The sequence below is a fragment of the Clostridium sp. CM041 genome (assembly GCF_055081035.1).
Map to the genome: position 1 here is coordinate 1,645,860 of NZ_CM143648.1, position 18,133 is coordinate 1,663,992.

16 protein-coding genes and 1 pseudogene are annotated in these 18,133 nt (G+C 30.4%); 8 read left to right on the top strand and 9 right to left on the bottom strand.

Features of this window, described 5'->3' with window-relative positions:
- Nucleotides 1–16: 16 nt before the first annotated feature.
- Nucleotides 17–1,303, top strand: coding sequence for a TolB family protein (locus ACWJJT_RS07725; protein ID WP_462956606.1), 1,287 nt, complete (start codon nucleotides 17–19; stop codon nucleotides 1,301–1,303).
- A 230-nt stretch (nucleotides 1,304–1,533) separates the two neighbouring features.
- Here ACWJJT_RS07725 and ACWJJT_RS07730 read toward each other — a convergent pair.
- From ACWJJT_RS07730 to ACWJJT_RS07745, 4 genes and pseudogenes are all read right to left on the bottom strand, one after another.
- Nucleotides 1,534–1,836, bottom strand: a pseudogene (locus ACWJJT_RS07730) (DnaB-like helicase C-terminal domain-containing protein); the annotation flags it as partial.
- Nucleotides 1,837–1,854: 18 nt separating this feature from the next.
- Nucleotides 1,855–2,016, bottom strand: a complete 162-nt coding sequence (locus tag ACWJJT_RS07735) for a hypothetical protein (RefSeq protein WP_462956607.1) — start codon at nucleotides 2,014–2,016, stop codon at nucleotides 1,855–1,857.
- Nucleotides 2,017–2,343: 327 nt separating this feature from the next.
- Nucleotides 2,344–2,757 carry a hypothetical protein gene (locus ACWJJT_RS07740; RefSeq protein ID WP_220319929.1) on the bottom strand — a complete coding sequence of 138 codons (414 nt, stop codon included), beginning with the start codon at nucleotides 2,755–2,757 and terminating at the stop codon, nucleotides 2,344–2,346.
- A gap of 54 nt (nucleotides 2,758–2,811) precedes the next feature.
- Nucleotides 2,812–5,757, bottom strand: a complete 2,946-nt coding sequence (locus ACWJJT_RS07745; RefSeq protein WP_462956608.1) for a DEAD/DEAH box helicase — start codon at nucleotides 5,755–5,757, stop codon at nucleotides 2,812–2,814.
- A gap of 558 nt (nucleotides 5,758–6,315) precedes the next feature.
- Here ACWJJT_RS07745 and ACWJJT_RS07750 point away from each other — a divergent pair.
- Nucleotides 6,316–7,368 (top strand): 3D domain-containing protein, encoded by a 1,053-nt coding sequence (locus ACWJJT_RS07750; protein ID WP_462956609.1) that lies wholly within the window; start codon nucleotides 6,316–6,318, stop codon nucleotides 7,366–7,368.
- Nucleotides 7,369–7,468: 100 nt separating this feature from the next.
- Here ACWJJT_RS07750 and ACWJJT_RS07755 read toward each other — a convergent pair whose 3' ends face one another.
- Together ACWJJT_RS07755 and ACWJJT_RS07760 are read right to left on the bottom strand one after the other, a co-directional pair.
- On the bottom strand, nucleotides 7,469–8,500 hold the full coding sequence (locus tag ACWJJT_RS07755; protein WP_462956610.1) for a PTS sugar transporter subunit IIC: 1,032 nt from the start codon (nucleotides 8,498–8,500) through the stop codon (nucleotides 7,469–7,471).
- Between the two features lie 237 nt (nucleotides 8,501–8,737).
- Nucleotides 8,738–9,532: a MerR family transcriptional regulator gene (locus ACWJJT_RS07760; protein ID WP_462956611.1), complete on the bottom strand. Its 795-nt coding sequence runs from the start codon at nucleotides 9,530–9,532 to the stop codon at nucleotides 8,738–8,740.
- Nucleotides 9,533–9,874: 342 nt separating this feature from the next.
- Here ACWJJT_RS07760 and ACWJJT_RS07765 point away from each other — a divergent pair, with 342 nt between their 5' ends.
- Together ACWJJT_RS07765 and ACWJJT_RS07770 are read left to right on the top strand one after the other, a co-directional pair.
- Nucleotides 9,875–10,885: a 2-hydroxyacyl-CoA dehydratase family protein gene (locus ACWJJT_RS07765; RefSeq protein WP_462956612.1), complete on the top strand. Its 1,011-nt coding sequence runs from the start codon at nucleotides 9,875–9,877 to the stop codon at nucleotides 10,883–10,885.
- The gene (locus ACWJJT_RS07770; RefSeq protein ID WP_462956613.1) at nucleotides 10,873–11,631 is read left to right on the top strand and encodes an acyl-CoA dehydratase activase; all 759 of its coding nucleotides are present in this window, start codon (nucleotides 10,873–10,875) and stop codon (nucleotides 11,629–11,631) included. The genes ACWJJT_RS07765 and ACWJJT_RS07770 overlap by 13 nt, the downstream gene beginning before the upstream one ends.
- 92 nt (nucleotides 11,632–11,723) lie before the next feature.
- On the opposite strand, the gene ACWJJT_RS07775 is transcribed toward ACWJJT_RS07770, so the two are convergent.
- Nucleotides 11,724–13,232: a DUF1846 domain-containing protein gene (locus ACWJJT_RS07775; protein ID WP_462956614.1), complete on the bottom strand. Its 1,509-nt coding sequence runs from the start codon at nucleotides 13,230–13,232 to the stop codon at nucleotides 11,724–11,726.
- 367 nt (nucleotides 13,233–13,599) lie between these two features.
- Here ACWJJT_RS07775 and queD point away from each other — a divergent pair, with 367 nt between their 5' ends.
- Genes queD through queC form a run of 4 tightly spaced genes read left to right on the top strand, consistent with a single transcriptional unit; the run spans nucleotide 13,600 to nucleotide 15,988 of the window.
- Nucleotides 13,600–14,031, top strand: coding sequence for a 6-carboxytetrahydropterin synthase QueD (gene queD, locus ACWJJT_RS07780; protein ID WP_462956615.1), 432 nt, complete (start codon nucleotides 13,600–13,602; stop codon nucleotides 14,029–14,031).
- Between the two features lies 1 nt (nucleotide 14,032).
- The gene (queE, locus tag ACWJJT_RS07785) at nucleotides 14,033–14,698 is read left to right on the top strand and encodes a putative 7-carboxy-7-deazaguanine synthase QueE (protein WP_462956616.1); all 666 of its coding nucleotides are present in this window, start codon (nucleotides 14,033–14,035) and stop codon (nucleotides 14,696–14,698) included.
- A gap of 3 nt (nucleotides 14,699–14,701) precedes the next feature.
- Nucleotides 14,702–15,292 (top strand): GTP cyclohydrolase I FolE, encoded by a 591-nt coding sequence (folE, locus tag ACWJJT_RS07790; RefSeq protein ID WP_462956617.1) that lies wholly within the window; start codon nucleotides 14,702–14,704, stop codon nucleotides 15,290–15,292.
- 39 nt (nucleotides 15,293–15,331) lie between these two features.
- A complete protein-coding gene (queC, locus tag ACWJJT_RS07795) occupies nucleotides 15,332–15,988 on the top strand; it encodes a 7-cyano-7-deazaguanine synthase QueC (RefSeq protein WP_462956618.1) in 657 nt (218 codons plus the stop codon).
- Nucleotides 15,989–16,173: 185 nt separating this feature from the next.
- On the opposite strand, the gene ACWJJT_RS07800 is transcribed toward queC, so the two are convergent.
- Nucleotides 16,174–17,082 carry a GNAT family N-acetyltransferase gene (locus tag ACWJJT_RS07800; RefSeq protein ID WP_462956619.1) on the bottom strand — a complete coding sequence of 303 codons (909 nt, stop codon included), beginning with the start codon at nucleotides 17,080–17,082 and terminating at the stop codon, nucleotides 16,174–16,176.
- Between the two features lie 189 nt (nucleotides 17,083–17,271).
- On the bottom strand, nucleotides 17,272–17,940 hold the full coding sequence (locus tag ACWJJT_RS07805) for a hypothetical protein (protein ID WP_462956620.1): 669 nt from the start codon (nucleotides 17,938–17,940) through the stop codon (nucleotides 17,272–17,274).
- Between the last annotated feature and the right edge of the window lie 193 nt (nucleotides 17,941–18,133).

Consider the following 18,133-nt stretch of genomic DNA (forward strand, 5'->3'; position numbering starts at 1 on the left):
TTAGGAGGAAGAAATTATGGGACAAGGAAATAAGAATTGGAAAGTAGGGGCCGTAGTTGTAGGGATATTAGTGTTAGGGGCAGTGAGTGTAGTATATTCATACTCCAAGCCCTTAATGGCAAGTAATAATTCTGTAGTGCTGCCTTATAACAAAATAAAGGCAATCGCCCCAGATGAATATAAACCACTTCAAGTAGTAAAGAGTGAAAAAACAGATAGAATAGAAGGACTTAATAATATGATAGGCCTGGTAGGAGATAACCAAGCTATTGTTCAAATAGGCCTCAGTAGAAAGGATATAGAGGATAAATTTGAAAAGATTGATAATGAAAATACAAATGAAGAAGAAGAACTTAAATTTATTAAGGAGGTTAGAGGAGGCACCTATAAACTTAACTTATCTACTTTTGAAAAGTCACCTTCCAATTTAGAAGATAGTGCTACAATTTCTCCCGATAAAACAAAGTATATGTATAACACAAAGGAAAATGATGAAAGCTGTTATTATATAGTTGATATAAAAAGCAATTCCAAGAAGAAAATTAATGTGAAAGGCAATATGCTGGGACAATGGTCTATAAATAGTAAATATATAGTAGGATTAACATTTGCTAAAAGCCCATCAATAGTTGTATATGACGTGGAGAATGACAAATTGAAAGAATTTAAAGAGGGTAATCAGAGAATAAATCAATTAGCAGGTGTTTATAGTAATAATGGAAAAGATGTTTACTTTATAGGGACTACTAAAACAAAAAACAATGAAAAAATAATTATAACAGAAGGCATTTATAAGCTAAGTACAGATGATGGAAAAGTTCAACCTGTAATGGTTTTACCATCTGCTGAATTAAAGTTACATAAGAACCGCATATTTAACCAGGGTTTTGCTGTTATTAATGATGGACAAAAAGTAGTTTTTGAAGGAAATATAAATGGGGAAGATGGCTTATTTATTTATGATGTAAATAGTAAAAAAACAAATAAATTCGCACAATCAATAGGAAGCCATATTGTACCATTTTGGATTTCGCCGGATGAAAACAAAATTGTTTATGCAACATATAGTGGTGAAGATTATAAAGGAGTATGGAGTATATATGCAGCAAAGTTTAATGGAAACGAAATAGTTAATAAGATTTTATTGCTTAAAGATATAAATTATTTTAATATACTTAACCCTAATGGAGTATTTTGGAATAATGATAGCAATAAAGTTACAATTTTTGAATCTAAAATTTTAAATTTAGATAGTAGGATTTTTGCTGAAAATGGAAGTATTCATAGCATATATTTAAAATAGAAAAAAGTAATCCTATTTAGAATGGTTATCAAAGACTGCATTAAATGATAATGCTTTTGTTGATTCTCTCAAAATGAGTTAGTTAAATTATTTGAAATATATAAACAAGTCTCAAAAACGTTCGTTTTTGAGACTTATTTGGTTTTAAGTGAATTTTAATAAAAGGGCATCAAAACTGTATCAAATCTTATCTCAGAATCATAGTATTAATACTTGACCACTAAGTTAAGTTATGAGACTATATTTTTAAATGCCATTTTTTCAGCTTCCTTTTGGATCACACTAAAGTCAGTATCTTTTATTAATCCTTTGCTTAAATCTTGTGGGTTTATGCATGTCCTGGGTGCTAACATTCTTATTCCTAATTTACCTTTAGGCATTTCAATTTCAAATATTAAGCCTTTTTTCCCAGGAGGTAGTTTGTTTAACATTTCCATACTCAGTGCAGTTTTGCCCATACTAGGGCTTACAGCTATAATACGTAAATCTCCTTTTACAAAACCATTTATAGCATTATCAAGAGGCTTATATCCTGTAGTCGTTCCTAGTAGTTATCCCCCATTTTTATATCCATTATCAATTAAATCTATTGATTGAGTCATTAGTTCTTCTAAGTTTACTGTTTTTTCTTCGTACATATCGCTTGCGCTAAACATCTTAGTTTCTAAGGTAGCAATTACGTCTCTTATGTCTATATTTTCTCCATACACCATGTTTAGATCATCTTGACACGCCTTTATTAGTTCTCGTTTAATACTTAAGTTCTTAACTGTTTTTATATTATGGTGAATTTTATACTAAAAATGATTTTGTATGTACTCAAGAAAATGGTGGACTTGTCTCAAATAATAGTTTAATATATATATCTGGTGTAGTTAATTATGAGTTAGGAATTAAAAATGAAAAATGATACTGTAAATATTCTTGAAAATATATTTGCCACCCAAAAATAATTAAGGGTGGCAAAGGGGTGGCATATAGACCAAATCAAAAGATTGGTTACTTGTAAAACCTAGTTATTTCAACGTTAGTCTGCAATTTTACTCCACTTGAGTTATAAGTTTCCTCATAATATCCTTTAATTTTAATTCTGTAGTATCTTCTGATGCTATAATTATAACTAACTTTATCCCATCATCTGATTTATCCCATTTATAAGACTTAATGTCCATAATAGCACCGTCAGGAACGTATTCTTCAATGTCCATTGCAATTTCTTCTGCCAGTGATAAGTATTCATCAAACAATTCATCTTCTGTTAATTCATTTAAATTAAATTCACCTTCCATTAGGTCATTTAATGTATTTATTTCTACACTTAAATTAAAAGCTAATATATCATTTCTCTTTGAACCTTTACTCATGTCTTTAACTACTTTAAATTCTGTATTTTTTTCAATTATATCTTTTATATCCTTGCTATCTACAATTTTATTATTAAACTCTACGTACATTTTTATATCTCCTTTTGGTGCTATTTTTAGCGCGTGGCACCCTCACTCTAAACCCTAAAATCTAAAAATCTCCAGAAGTTCTTTTTTTGTAAGTTTCCCTAGAATATCACTACTCGTAAGTTCCCCTGTAATTACACTGTCTATTAAATGTTTTTTGTTTTCTTGGAGTAGAATGATTTTTTCTTCTATAGTTCCCTGAGTAACTAACTTAATCACTTCTACTACATTTTTTTGACCAATTCTATGAGCCCTATCTGTTGCCTGATTCTCTACTGCTGGATTCCACCAAGGGTCAAAATGAATAACTAAATTTGCAGAGGTTAAGTTAAGACCTGTTCCCCCTGCCTTTAGCGAGATTAAAAAAACTAGTGATTCACAACTGTTATTAAATTCATCTACCAGTTTAATTCTATCCTTTGCTTTTGTTTTTCCATCTAAATAAAGGTACCGTATTCCCTTTTCATTTAAATTCTCTCCTATATTTTCAAGTACTGACGTAAATTGAGAAAATAATAACACTTTTCCGTGTGTTTCCATATGCTTTTCTATAAGCTCAGTTGCAATTTTCAGCTTTCCACTTCCACCTTTGTATTCATCTATTACAAGAGAAGGATCTAAACAAATTTGTCGTAACTTAGTTAAACAAGAAAAAATATCTATTTTACCATCACCATTATTTTCCATTTTATCCCTGACAACTTTAGTATAAGATTTATAAACAGCCTTTTGAACTGATGTCATCTCAACTATAAATTTCTTTTCTATTTTATCTGGTAGCTCTTTCAATACTTCTTTTTTTGTTCTTCTTAGGAGAAAAGGTTTAATTAGCAATTTAAGTTCTTCTAAATCACTTTCTTTATTAATAATAAATTTTGATTCGAAAATTTCTTTAGAGTATAAATAACCTGGCATTATAAAATCGAAAATAGACCAAAGTTCTGTTAAATTATTTTCAATAGGAGTGCCTGTTAATGCGAATCTTACTTTAGCTTTAACTTTTTTAATAACCTTTGTATTTTGTGCTAAATGATTTTTTATGTTTTGGGCTTCATCTATAATACAATAATCAAAAGTAGTATCCTCATATAACTCTATATCCGTTCTTAAAGTTCCATAGGTTGTTAGTATTATATCATACTCCTTTAAACTATGAATCAATTTAAGTCGCCGGCTTTTTTCGCCATGTACAATAGCTACATTTAGGCTAGGTGAAAATTTTTCTAGTTCAGCCTTCCAATTATAAATAAGGGAAGTTGGACTAATAATAATAGATTTTTTATTCTCTTCTGATAATAGAAGAGCTATTGTTTGAATTGTTTTACCAAGTCCCATTTCATCGGCTAATATCCCTCCAAATCCTAACCGACTTAGACTTTTAAGCCATTTAAAACCATCTATTTGATATTCACGAAGTGTGGCTTTTAAATTCATTGGCACCCTTATATCCATATTATTTATATCCAATAAAGCGTTTTCTATATCATTTAACACTTCAGTACCTTTTATAAACTGAATACCCTTGTTTTTCATCTTTTCATTTAAATATAATGCCTTACCTTTATCCATATGTATTAATCCATTTTCTATTTTTTTATTAATATTAAATACTTCTATTAAATCAAAGAAATTTTTAACTCCCGCATCTCTAAAATCTAAAAAGTTATTATTCTTAGTTTTATAAAACCTTCTTTTTTGCTTAAATGAAGAGAGTACACTATTTAATTCTTTATTTTTGATATCATGTATCCCATAGGAAAAATCATAGTAACCATCCTTTTCTTTAATTTCTGCTTCAATAGCCGTGAAATCATATATTTCCCTGTCTTTAATCCCTTTTCCAAATGTGACATTGCCAAGAGAATGTAGATTCTTCTCGCTCTTACTTAATATATCAAATAATTGCTCATCTGAGCCTATAAAAAGTAGCTTCTCATTTCTTTTTATAAACCTATACTTTTCTAGTTCCATGAGTATTTTGTCTTCTTTTTTATAATTACGTGAAATTATATTTTTACTTTTATCTTTCTTTAATATATTTATTTTATCATTACCGTAAATCACTTCTATATCACAATAAATATCACTGCCTATCTCATATATGTGAAACTCAGGTTTTATGAAATTTGCTGCAAAATCTTTTATCTCTTCACTAATATTAATATTATTTGAAATACTACTTAAAAATGAGATAATTTTGTTATAGTTTTCTATTCCGCCGGGGTATAGAATTTCACCATTTTTTTTTAACTTTTCACATAACGCAACATATTTTCGAACTTGATTTTTTGATGGTATATAAAGTTTCCAATTAAATAAATACACATCATTTTTATCATTTAATGATACTGGGAACTGCCTATGAGTTGTTAAAACAAAATATTCGTTTCTAATCTTTAATGTAAAGTTTAGTGGTAAATCTTTTAGCACTATTGGAGCTTCAAACTCAAAACTATCATAGTTTAGCTTAATTTTCTTATGGTTAGTCCCAGTTAAAAAAGTTCTCAAGTCCTTAGGCTCTATCTTTATTTTTTCCTTACCTATTGCATATTGCGCTTCATAATAAGTTGGGCCTTTTGAAACCTTACGAACTAACTTTATAATACTTTCGCTTCCCTGATTATTTGAATTATCTTCTTTTAACTTTTCCTTTTTTTCATTTTTCTCACAATTTTTTTTTGCAGTTATGCTAAAAAAACTATATGCTGTAGCCGTTAAATGGCTACACATAAATAAATATCCCACATTAGATGCTGTTTTGAAATCCTCACAAGTACATTTTATACCATCCAATTTTTTCTTTAATAAATCTATTTTAATATGCGTGTTTAACTCACTCCATTGAGTATCACTCTTGACGCAACCATAAATATGATATATATTTTCTATTTTTTTGCCTTTAATCTTAATAACTAATCCACTATTAAACGCATTTTCTCCCTCACTTCTCATAAGCTCTGAAGATGATTTAAATACTATATTCTCAAGCTCTTTTAATTTCATAAATGCTCCTCACTAATTGTTTATATCACTTCTTGTCATATTTTTCGAGAAAATTTTGAGGTACCTCGAAGAATAATATTTCTTTTGATTCATAAATATATAAAAAGCACCTTTTGATACCCTTACCATATTCACAAGTGCTTGCACAGTTGTCTTACGGATACTGTAATTTTTTAGATATCGTTCTGAGGCCTTGTATAATTTTGTTCAAATATTTATAGTCATATTATAGCATGGTGCCGCTCACGCTACAAATGAGTTGCTTGCACTCTACAACCTACTTGCAACAAAAAAATAGTTGCCTCTCACAAATAAACGTGCTACAATGTTGTTGAAATATCCTATCATTCCATATATTGGTACATATACATGACTCCCCTACTTCTCATGCATCTTTTGAGAGTGATTTTAACTATAATATGTTTAAGATTACTGTATTTTGGGCATCTGACACCAGTACTTAATCATCAAAAAAAATAGACTAGAATGATTAGTATTATTTTTTGAAGATGCTTTGTACTGAATTTTATAATAGGAGATGATATTCTGCTTAAATTTATGAAAGATAAGCGAACAAAAATTGTAATTGGATCTATTCTTATCACCATAATTGCAACTTTAACTGTTTTCATGAGCTTTATCAGAAAAAATATTACAGTGGTTGTAGATGGCAAACCTACTAAATTAGTAACTTACCAAAAAACTTTTGACAGCGCCTTAGAAAAAGCTGGTATAAATATAGCAGTAAAAGATAGGATTGACAAATCTTTAAATTCAAAAATAACTACCAATGATGTTATAACTATAGATCGCGCTGTAAATATTAAAGTCTTAGTAGACAATAAAGAGCTTAACGTAAAGTCTGCTGAAAAAGATATCGCCCTAATGTTAACTACAGAAAAAATCGTTTTAAGCCCTACTGATAAGGTTTCACCATCAGTAAAAACGAAGTTATCTAAAGGTATGGATGTTACCATAACTAGAGTTAAAATAGAAACACTAAAACAAACAAAACCCATTGATTTTAAAACTGTTATTAAAAAGGATAGCGATACATTAAAATCTGAAAGTAAGGTTGTACAAAATGGAACAAAAGGCGAAAAAAGTATTACTTTAAATGTAACTTATGAGAATGGGAAAGAAGTAACTAGAAAAGTTGTTAAAGAAGCTGTAGTTAAAGAACCTCAGAGTAAAATTATAGCTCAAGGCACTTTGTCACCCATAACCCCTTCAAGAGGAGAATCTTTAAAAAATTCTGTGAATCCTCAAAATGGTTCAGCTCCTTCAAGGGCTGCTAATTTAAAAGCTACTGCATCTTCTGGTAGGTCTTTTAGTGTAAAGGCCACTGCCTATTCGACAGATTCTCCAGGTAATACTTATACTGCCTCCGGAAGAAAGACTGAGCGAAATCCAAATGGCTATAGTACAATAGCCGTAGACCCTAATGTCATTCCTTTAGGAACAAAATTATATGTTGAAGGTTATGGCAATGCAATTGCTGCGGACACTGGTTCTGCAATAAAAGGTAACTTTATAGATGTATTTTTCAACACCCCTGAAGAAGTTAATAACTGGGGCGTTAAATACTTAAACGTACAAATACTAGATTAATTATTTTGTAAATGCCTCATATGCGATTAGTGAATAATAAACCAAAATCAGGGACCGTTAATAATTTATAAAATTATTAACGGTCCTTGATTTTTCTACTTTACGCTACAACATCTTCCTTTTCTACTTTTTTATTTCTTTTTTTTCTAATATTAAGAACTATAGTAGAACCAAAGAGTCCACCACTAATTCCACCACATATGGCAAATAACATAGCAAAAATAACTGATTTAGGTTCATTGAAACCAAATGGTGCTAATAATCCAGGAATAGGTGCAGCTGTACCCGGAGCATTATTTATTATTTTAAAATAAGCAGCACTTAAACCAGCTAGTGCACCTCCTATAAAGTTTGAAAAAAATATAGGAGGTGCATTTGAAGTTACTATATCAGCCTGTGTTAGCGGTTCAAGCATCACACCTATTATGTTACTTTTATCACCAAGTTTAAGTCTTTTGAATACTATACCATCTGAAAAAGCTCCACCAACACAGGCAATAGATGCTATCCCCATTGCAAGACCTTGTAACCCAAGCATTGCGGTTAGTGCCATAGCACTTAAAGGAGATGTACATATCATCTTCATAATTCCACCTAATAAGAACCCCATAATATAAGGGGATTGATTAGCAGCGACAGTTATCATACTTCCAATACTAAGTAAAGTTGAATTTACCATTGGATCTACCACTAAAGCGATACCCCTAGCAAGTGGTGCAATCAAAATTGCACCAACTATTATATCTAGTCCTTTGGGTAGCTTTTTCTCTAAAATTGGGCCTATGAATGCAATTATATATCCAGCTACAAATCCTGGAAGAATACCATACCCAAATACTGCAGCACCAGCTGTTACAGCATATATAGGATTCAACCCCATATTTATACTAACTAATATTACAGCAGCTACGCCACCCATACTTCCTGATGAAGCGCCTACTTCACCCAAGAATTTAATGTTTAATAAATTTCCGCTTATGTATTTATGTATCGCTTCCACTAAAAATGTTGCTACAGCAGCATTTGCCAGGCCTGACATAGCTTTTTGACCTTTAGGCATTTTTAAACTAAAAAGTGAAAACAAGAACAATGTAAAAAGTAATAATCCTATACCTTTAATTAATACAAACAAATTTATCCCCCTTTTCATTTTGAAATACTATCATTTATTATACTTGTTTAATTTGTTAGTTCTTATATTTGTAATATTTATCCTTGCAACGAAATTCAAAGTTTTACAATCTAATAATAACATTCCAATATACATGTTACAATCTATTTTGTTCTTTCCAAATTATAAAACAAAACCTCAATGAAATTTTCAAAGGGACAGTTAATAATTTATACAAATTATTACTGTCCCTTTTCTTTACTTGCTACTTTCCAAGTGGGTGACACCTTTTTTCGCCTTATCGCAATAGTAATACATTGCCTCACTTAAAAACTTAGCTAGACCTTCTTTATACTTATCAATATTAGCTGTAAATCGTTCATCACAAACATATAAATCTCCAAGTCCTCTAAATATTTCTATAGTACAATTGTAGAAGTTATCTGTAATTTGCTGTCTTAGCTCGCCTACTGCCTTTTGAACTTCTGAATGTGCTATACCTTTATCCATATTATCTACAATTTTCTTGTAAATTTCTCCACTTGTTGTATTGATTCTGGCCCAATCATCTTTTGTGTACTTTGAGGTTTTTTTCACGCTTTCCTTGTATTCATCATAGTTGCCATATTTTTGCTTTGTTTCCTCTGCATATTTTTCTTTATGTGCCTCTATTCCAGTCATATCAAATCCCTCAAACATTTCCTTCTTATTCATATCTGTTCCCCCTTCAATGGAATCTATAGTTTTATTTACAGATTTTATTATCTTATCAAGTCTCTTCTTTTTTTCTATCAGTAACTCTTTATGTGTCATTAACGCATGTTTTCTATCAAAACCTGGATTATCTAAAATTTCTTTTATTTTTTGCAAAGTAAAATCCAGTTCTTTAAAAAATAAAACTTGCTGTAATCTTTCAATGTCCATCTCAGTGTAAAGTCTGTATCCTGACGTTGTTACAGAATCTGGCTTTAGAATACCTACTTGATCATAATGATGAAGTGTACGTACGCTTACTCCAACCATGTCAGCTACTTCTTTTATTTTGTAGGACATAAAATCATCTCCTTCGTTCTTTATTAATCATCATCAATACTGAATCAGCTTTGCATCTTCATAAACTAAAGTGTCGTTACCCTAGAAATCCCTTCTCTATTTTCTTCCCTACAAATCTATAATAATCTATAACGTAACGTTAGCGTCAATATATTTTTTAATAATATTTTAAATTTTATTTATGTACGTAGAAATAATGTCTAATTGACATACTTAATTATATGAAGTAAACTTTATTAATGTAAAACTTAAATAAGACAGTTCTAAACCATCCTGTCTATAAACAAAACTAGGACGTTAAGGGCGTTTTACGCCCTTTTTTATTTTTTAGGAGGATTTAAAATGAAGAAAATAGGCTTAACAACTACCGTACCTGTAGAGGTTCTAATTGCGGCGGGTTATACCCCTGTAGATTTAAATAATGTTTTTATAACCTCTAAGGACTATTTGAAATATATAGACATTGCAGAAAAAGATGGCTTTCCTAAAAGCTTGTGCACTTGGATAAAGGGAATTTATGGAGCGTGCTTAGCAAACGGCATTAAAGAGATAATCGGAGTTGTGGAGGGCGACTGTTCTAATACCAAAGCCCTTATTGAAGTGCTTACGTTAAAAGGAATAAAAGTTTATCCCTTTTCCTTTCCACACAGTCACAAATTAGATGATGTAGAACACGAAATAAATAAATTTATGAGTATCTTTAATGTAACAATTGAAGAAGTTGAAGTAGTTAGAAAAAGGCTAAATGAAATTAGATCCTTAGCTAAAACAATTGATGAATTAACATATATCCATAATAAGGTAACCGGCTTTGAAAATCATCTATATCAAGTAAGCTTAAGTGATTTTAATGGAGATATAGATGCCTTTGAAGTCGAACTTAAAAAATCTATTTGTGATATGAAAAATAAAAAACCAGTAATTAGAAAACTACGACTTGGATATATAGGGGTTCCTCCTATGACTTGCGATATCTATGAATTTGCTGAGAAGTTTAATGCTAATTTTGTATACAATGAAGTTCAAAGAGAATTTGCTTTTCCAAGAGCAGATAAATCACTAAATATATTTCAGCAATATTATGACTACACTTATCCTTATGATACTGACTTTAGGATCAAAGAGTTACAAACTCAAATTGACGAACGTAAACTAGATGGAATAATTCACTACACTCAAGCCTTTTGCTATAGAGCAGTCGAAAATATTATTTTAAAAGAAAAACTAGATATACCCATATTAAATATCGAAGGTGACAAGTTAAATATCTTAGATGCAAGAACAAAACTTAGGTTAGAAGCCTTTCTTGATATGCTACTAGATTTGAAGGAGGCTGAAAAATGCGAGTGTTAGGAATTGACCTTGGAAGCCGCGAGGTTAAAATTGTTTTAATGGAAGATAATAAGATAATACAGAAGGCGAAAGTAAGTACCATGAGTTTTTACCGAAATTACTGCGACTTTGATGGTAAGATTATTGTTAATTTAGATAAGCTTGATATTAGGCAAATTGATAGGGCAGTATCTACAGGCTACGGAAGAAATAATATTGATTTATTGTTATTCACACCAATAAATGAGATAAAAGCCCATGTGTATGGGGGGCTCTATCAAACTGGCTTAAAAGATTTTATACTTTTAGATGTAGGTGGCCAAGATGTTAAGGTTGTAAAAGTAGAAAAAGGCATCACCACTGACCTAGAGCTTAATGAAAAATGTGCTGCTTCCTGTGGTAGATATTTAGAGAATATGGCAAATGTACTTGAAATATCTCTTGATGACATGAGTGTGAATTATGAAAATCCTGTAGAACTTAATTCAACATGTGCTGTGTTTTCTGAGTCAGAGTTAATTGGAAAAATAGCTGAAGGTGTAAGTATAGAAAACTTATGTTCCAGTGTTAACTATTCTCTATACAAGAGACTTCAACCTCTTTTGAGTAGATTTAAAGGTAAAAAATTAATTTTAACTGGCGGTGTTGCTAATAATACCGCACTAAAAAAATATTTAAAAGAAGATTATGAAGAGATAGTATCAATTAAGCATCCACAATTTAATGGGGCCATTGGATGTTGCTATTATGGAGATAAGTTTTTATAAACTTACTCTTTTTTTAATATAAAAGCTCACCCTACTTTAATAGAGTGAGCTTTTACTTCTATGTTATTAGAAACAAGGTATCTTTAAAATAACTAATTGTTATAGTAAAGACTCTCAGTTGCATATTCTGCATCACAGGTTATATCTATGCCAAGTTTTCTAAAAGTTTGCTCATCATTTGTACTTATAATTGTAGTTGAGTGAGCTTGACATCCTTTTAGCATTACTAATTTATCCATGGCTACCTTTGCTGTTGGGTTTGTAGCAGCACATATACTAAGGGCAATTAGCACATTTTCACAATCTAAAGCTGGTTTCTTACTACCTAATGTTTTTGATTTTAGATTTATAATTGGCTCAAGTATTACTGGAGAAATAAGGTGAATCTCGTCATTTATATTTGCAAAATATTTAACAGCATTTAAAATTATGGCAGCTGTTGCATCCATTACAGATGAACTTTTACTAGTTACTATTGTTCCATCATTAAGCTCCATTGCCATTGCTGGGCAAGTTTCATTTTTACTCGAACATTGTTTTAAAGCAGACGAGCGTTCTCTTGCAGGAATAACAACTTTCCTATCTTGCTGTTTTAAATTAAGCTCTTCCATAAGAAGCTTTACCCGCTCGAAGGTTTCTTTATCTATGTAACCTTTTTTATACTCACATCCTGTTTTGAAATACCTTCTTATTATCTCTTGTCTAGATGCTTCTTTAATAACCGTATCGTCAATAATTCCAAAGCCTACTCTGTTAACTCCCATATCTGTTGGAGATTTATAAACAGCTTCTTCATTTGTTATCCTTTCTATAATTCGCTTAAGTACAGGGAAAGTTTCAATATCGCGATTATAGTTTACGGATATTTTATCATAAGCATCAAAGTGGAATGAATCCAGCATATTTACATCGTTAAGATCTGCTGTTGCAGCTTCATATGCTATATTTAAGGGATGCTTTAAAGGAATATTCCATACTGGAAAGGTTTCAAACTTTGAATAACCGGCTGCTCTGCCTTGCTTATGTTCATGATAAAGCTGACTAAGGCAAGTAGCTAGCTTGCCACTTCCTGGCCCTGGTGCTGTTACAACTACAATAGATTTTGTTGTTTCAATATATGGATTTTTGCCATATCCTTCATCACTTACAATTGCATCTACATCTGTAGGATATCCTTTGGTTGCCCTGTGTTTGTATACTTTTATTCCTCTACGCTCTAGCTTATTTATAAAAATCGTAGTTGCTGGTTGCCCATCATATCTGGTTATTACAACACTATTTACATCAAGATCATATTCACGTAAATCATCAATTAATCTTAAAACATCAACATCATATGTAATACCGAAATCCCCTCTAATTTTGTTTCGCTCGATATCTCCTGCATATACACAAATAATGACTTCAACTTTTTCTTTTAATTTATGTAGTAACTTAATCTTTGCATTTTCATCAAATCCTGGTAAAACTCTTTTTGCATGAAGGTCATTAAAAAGCTTCCCCCCAAATTCTAAATATAATTTATCGTAATTATTAACTCTTTCTAAAATATATTTTGATTGTTCTTCTAAATATTTTTTCTGATCAAATCCTATTTTCATTTTTACTCCTCACTAACAACATTATTTTTTAGATATATTATATCCAATATTTCTCCATAATACTATAACTGAATATGCTTTTACAACTTTATATTATTGCACAATTTCAGTTTAAAGTAAAATTTATATTGAGTTGACATACCTCATAACTTATAGTAAAATTAATAATAATAAAACATAATAAGACAGTTCTAAACCATCCTGTCTATAAACAAAACTAGGACGTAACTACCGTTTTAGGTAGCTTTTTTTTGTATGAGGGTAGATTATGCCCTTTTTTATTTACAAAAAATTATAAAACATGAAAAATAAAATGATTTTTTTGAAATATTAAAGATGTTAACATAAAATTGAGAGGAGTGAACCCATGTATATTTTAAAGACAGAACACAGCTTTGACAGTGCACATTTTCTTTCTGGTTATAAAGGAAAATGTTCAAATATTCACGGACATAGATGGAAGGTTGAAGTTTACGTTCAATCAGAAACCTTGGCACAAGGCGGACAACTTGACGGCATGATAATAGATTTTGGTGATTTAAAAAAAGATGTTAAAGATATGGTAGATTCTTATGATCATGCCTTAATAGTGCAAGAAGATACCATGAGGAGCGAAACCTTAAATTGTCTAAAGCAAGATGGCTTTAATGTAATCCTGGTTGATTTTAGACCAACAGCAGAAAACTTTGCATCATTTTTTTTTGAACTAATGAAAGATAAAGGTTATCTTGTAAAGAAAACTACGGTTTATGAAACGCCTACTAATAGTGCATCATATGAAGAAAGCGAGGTGCGTTAAAGTGAAATACAAAGTAGTTGAAAAATTTATAAGTGTTAATGGAGAAGGTCCTCTATCAGGACAACTAGTAGTATTTATAAGATTTGCAGGCTGTAATTTACATTGTAGCTATTGCGATACCACCTGGGCCAATAATGAAACTGTTTGTTATGACTTCATGACGCCTGTTGAGATATACAAATATATAAAATCTACCAAAATTAGAAATATAACCTTAACTGGTGGTGAGCCACTGCTTCAAGAAGAAATTATAGAGCTATTACAAACGCTTTCTAGAGATAGATCGCTTCATATTGAAATAGAGACTAATGGTAGTGTTATTTTAGATGAATTTTTAAGTATAGAAAATCCGCCAAGCTTTAATATGGATTATAAATTACCTTCAAGTAATATGGAAGATAAAATGGCTTTAAATAACTTTAAATATTTAAGTTATAAAGATACAGTTAAATTTGTATCTGGCAGCAGGTCAGATTTACAAAAGGCCAAATTTATAATAGATAAATATGAGCTAACTAGCAAAACAAATGTATATATTAGTCCGGTATTCGGACAAATTGACCTAGAAGAGATTGTAGAATTTATGAAGTATAATAAAATGAATGGTGTTAATCTTCAAGTACAACTTCATAAAATCATTTGGGATCCAAATAAGAGAGGTGTGTAAAATATGGCAATTGATACGAAAGCAATTGAAGAGCATATAAAAGGTATTTTAATAGCAATAGGTGATGATCCTTCAAGGGAAGGCCTTAAAGATACCCCAACCCGTGTAGCTAAAATGTACGAAGAAGTATTCGCTGGCATGCGATATAGCAATGATGAAATTTCAAAGATGTTTAATACAACATTTGTTGATGATTTAATAGTTGAAGAACAGTCTCGTGATATGGTAATAATGAAGGATATCCAAATCTTTAGTCATTGCGAACATCATTTAGCTTTAATGTATGATATGAAAGTTACAGTTGCATATGTTCCTACAAAAAAAATTATTGGTTTAAGTAAAATTGCAAGAATAGCTGATATGGTAGGTCGCAGATTACAGCTTCAAGAAAGAATAGGTACAGACATAGCTGAGATTATGCAGACGGTTACTAACTCACGCGATGTGGCTGTTATTATAGAAGGTGAGCATGCCTGTATGACGACCCGTGGAATAAAAAAGCCAGGCACTAAAACATTGTCAACTACTTTTAGGGGAAGATTTAATACTGATGTGATTTTAAATAATAAATTGATGATGCTTTATAGTAAATAAATAGAGGCTTTATACTAAATAAGGGGAGGCATATTGATTATGAATAGAGAAAAAGCAGTAGTAGTATTCAGTGGTGGACAAGATAGCACAACTTGTTTATTTTGGGCGCTGGCGAGATATAAAGAAGTTATAGCCGTATCTTTTGATTACGGTCAAAAACATATATTAGAACTCGAATGTGCAAAGGAAATATGTAAAAAGCACGGCGTTGAACATCATTTTTTAGACTTAAACCTATTAAACCAACTAGCACCAAATTCATTAACAAGAAAAGATATAGAAGTGGACACGTCAGCACCTAAAGATAGTGTACCTAATTCCTTCGTAGATGGAAGAAACTTATTATTCTTAAGTTTTGTAGCTGTGTTTGCAAAGCAAAGAGGTATAAACAATATTATAACTGGTGTATCTCAAAGTGATTTTAGTGGATACCCAGATTGTAGAGATGTATTTATAAAATCTCTAAATGTTACCTTAAACTTAGCTATGGGTTATGATTTTGTAATTGAAACACCTTTAATGTGGATTAACAAGGCAGAAACTTGGAAAATGGCTTATGATTTAGGTGTACTTGATATCGTTAAAGAGGATACTTTAACTTGTTATAATGGAATAAAAGGTAATGGTTGTGGAGACTGCCCCTCTTGTAAACTAAGAAAAAATGGATATTTAGAATTCAAAGGAAAAAATCTATAAATATTATTTTATAGATTTTTTCCTTTACAAATAATAGTACAACAACCACTTATTACTTTTATTTTCATTGCAAATTTAATTTAATGTACAACATTTTATCTCCGCAGAAGATGATTTAATAGATTTAAATCGAAATCAATATAAAAAAAGACGTTCCTCAGTAAATATGATGAACATCTAGTGCTTTAATATACTACATAATAATCCATTACAGAAATTTCTTCAAATCCACAGGATTCATAAAGTCCAAGTGCATTTTTATTTGACCTAGAAACTTCAATAAAAATATTATCTACATTTTTACTATTTAATATATTAAGGGCAGAATTTAAAATTTCTCGTCCATATCCCCTTCTTCGAAAATCTGGAATTACTCCAACTCCATAAATAAACCCCTCATTATCATTTATACAAATATGAATTTTACCTATAATTTCCCCATTAAGCTCAGCCATATAACTAATAAAATTATCATCCACATTAATTGACGGTTTTTCCATGTCCATTTTATCCTCTTTATCATGAGCATCTTTTTTAGGAGTTCCAAAATAAATAGAACTTTGCCTATCAATTTCAATCGAGTCTTCACTTGTTGATGCCAATCTAAGTTTAATTGCATTGCTAGGAGTAGCCTCTAAAACTTTCTTATTTAAGCACATTTTATACTCTGAACAACCATATTCTGCTCCAATGGAGTTAATAAATGCAAGGCCCGAAACCGATGTATGGTCACATATCATTAACACCTCTTGAGGACATATTCTTTGCCATTCTTCCTTAGCAATTAAATATAGTTTTTTAAAGATTCCTTTTCTACGAAAATTAGGGTGTACCATACCGCTTATTTCTACTGTAGCTCCTCCGAAATTGCATAAGCCTAAATAACCTACTAGAATTTCATTTTCATAATATAGAAACTCTCCAACAATTTTATTGTTTACATTTTTTTTTCTTTGGCGCATTTTAAGACCAAGTTCTAATTTTAAATTAATTTTTTGTTTTTCATAGCAAGCAGCTTCCAAGCTTTTAATAGCTTCATATTCTTCTTCGTTTAATTCCAACTTTATAGAAATTGTATGATGATAATTACCCATTGTTTTTCCCCCTAATTTAAAAATTCATATTTAAAGTATAATCTACATTTTAGTGTATCTCAATGCAAAAAACATATAAATCAGATGTATAAATTATTGATACATACGATTTATATGTTTTATTTTTATTTTTAATTCTTGCATTATATGTTACTACCCTAAATAAGACACTTTATCAACAATTTAAATTTAAATCCTACTACTATTTTTTTTGCTATTCATATCTCTATATATAACCTTCCAAAAATGTCTAAGCGTATGTACCCATTCATAAAAAAAACCTGTTTTACAAAAGAAAAGCTCATCCTCTTTTGTTTTTATCTTCTGTTTAAATGGATAGTCGTTGAGATTTCCAGAATAACAAATAAATTTTTCCATAATGTCACAAATTTCCGTTGGTGTTATCTGATAGGGTTCTAATGAAGTAAGCTTGATCCCTCCTTGCCTTAATGCCTCCATAACAAATTCAGAACATATATATGTCTTGTAAACAGCATGCTTCTTATTAGAAATAATCCCAATAGCTTGAAGAAAATTATAGTAATATTTCTCAGTATCATTATATATATCATATATGAATTTACTTATTAATTCATATTTTCTAACAGTTACTGGTATCCGATATACATTAATAGGAACATCTTTTTCAAGTCCTATGGTAAGAGTAAATGCACTTTCTCTCACTATACCTCCTACAAGGGGATTGCTAATTGAAAATCTACAAAAGGAATACATTTGAATTAAATTTTTATCCAGGCTAATTGATGCATGATTATATTTTTCTTTTAAAAATTTTCTAACTATCTTACCTGTAGAAGTGGGTGTTCTTGAAATAACAATATAAATATATTTCCCCATTAACTCCTCCTTACAGCCTCTAAATACATATCAATTCTTAAAGTAATACAATAATAGTGTTTCCATATTATTCATTTATTATGTAATTTTTTTAGTAAATTGTTAACCCTCCATATTTTTATTTTTTTCTGCAATTTACCATGTGGGTATAACTTTTAAATTCGTGATGTATAATATACATATACATAATAAT

What these genes read in the sequence shown, in the direction of transcription:
- folE (WP_462956617.1), top strand. Translation starts at nt 14,702, where the DNA reads ATGGCAATTGATACGAAAGCAATTGAAGAGCATATAAAAGGTATTTTA.
- ACWJJT_RS07775 (WP_462956614.1), bottom strand. Translation starts at nt 13,232, where the DNA reads ATGAAAATAGGATTTGATCAGAAAAAATATTTAGAAGAACAATCAAAA.
- queD (WP_462956615.1), top strand. Translation starts at nt 13,600, where the DNA reads ATGTATATTTTAAAGACAGAACACAGCTTTGACAGTGCACATTTTCTT.
- ACWJJT_RS07805 (WP_462956620.1), bottom strand. Translation starts at nt 17,940, where the DNA reads ATGGGGAAATATATTTATATTGTTATTTCAAGAACACCCACTTCTACA.
- ACWJJT_RS07745 (WP_462956608.1), bottom strand. Translation starts at nt 5,757, where the DNA reads ATGAAATTAAAAGAGCTTGAGAATATAGTATTTAAATCATCTTCAGAG.
- ACWJJT_RS07765 (WP_462956612.1), top strand. Translation starts at nt 9,875, where the DNA reads ATGAAGAAAATAGGCTTAACAACTACCGTACCTGTAGAGGTTCTAATT.
- ACWJJT_RS07735 (WP_462956607.1), bottom strand. Translation starts at nt 2,016, where the DNA reads ATGGTGTATGGAGAAAATATAGACATAAGAGACGTAATTGCTACCTTA.
- ACWJJT_RS07770 (WP_462956613.1), top strand. Translation starts at nt 10,873, where the DNA reads ATGCGAGTGTTAGGAATTGACCTTGGAAGCCGCGAGGTTAAAATTGTT.
- ACWJJT_RS07750 (WP_462956609.1), top strand. Translation starts at nt 6,316, where the DNA reads ATGAAAGATAAGCGAACAAAAATTGTAATTGGATCTATTCTTATCACC.
- ACWJJT_RS07800 (WP_462956619.1), bottom strand. Translation starts at nt 17,082, where the DNA reads ATGGGTAATTATCATCATACAATTTCTATAAAGTTGGAATTAAACGAA.
- ACWJJT_RS07760 (WP_462956611.1), bottom strand. Translation starts at nt 9,532, where the DNA reads ATGTCCTACAAAATAAAAGAAGTAGCTGACATGGTTGGAGTAAGCGTA.
- queC (WP_462956618.1), top strand. Translation starts at nt 15,332, where the DNA reads ATGAATAGAGAAAAAGCAGTAGTAGTATTCAGTGGTGGACAAGATAGC.
- ACWJJT_RS07740 (WP_220319929.1), bottom strand. Translation starts at nt 2,757, where the DNA reads ATGTACGTAGAGTTTAATAATAAAATTGTAGATAGCAAGGATATAAAA.
- ACWJJT_RS07725 (WP_462956606.1), top strand. Translation starts at nt 17, where the DNA reads ATGGGACAAGGAAATAAGAATTGGAAAGTAGGGGCCGTAGTTGTAGGG.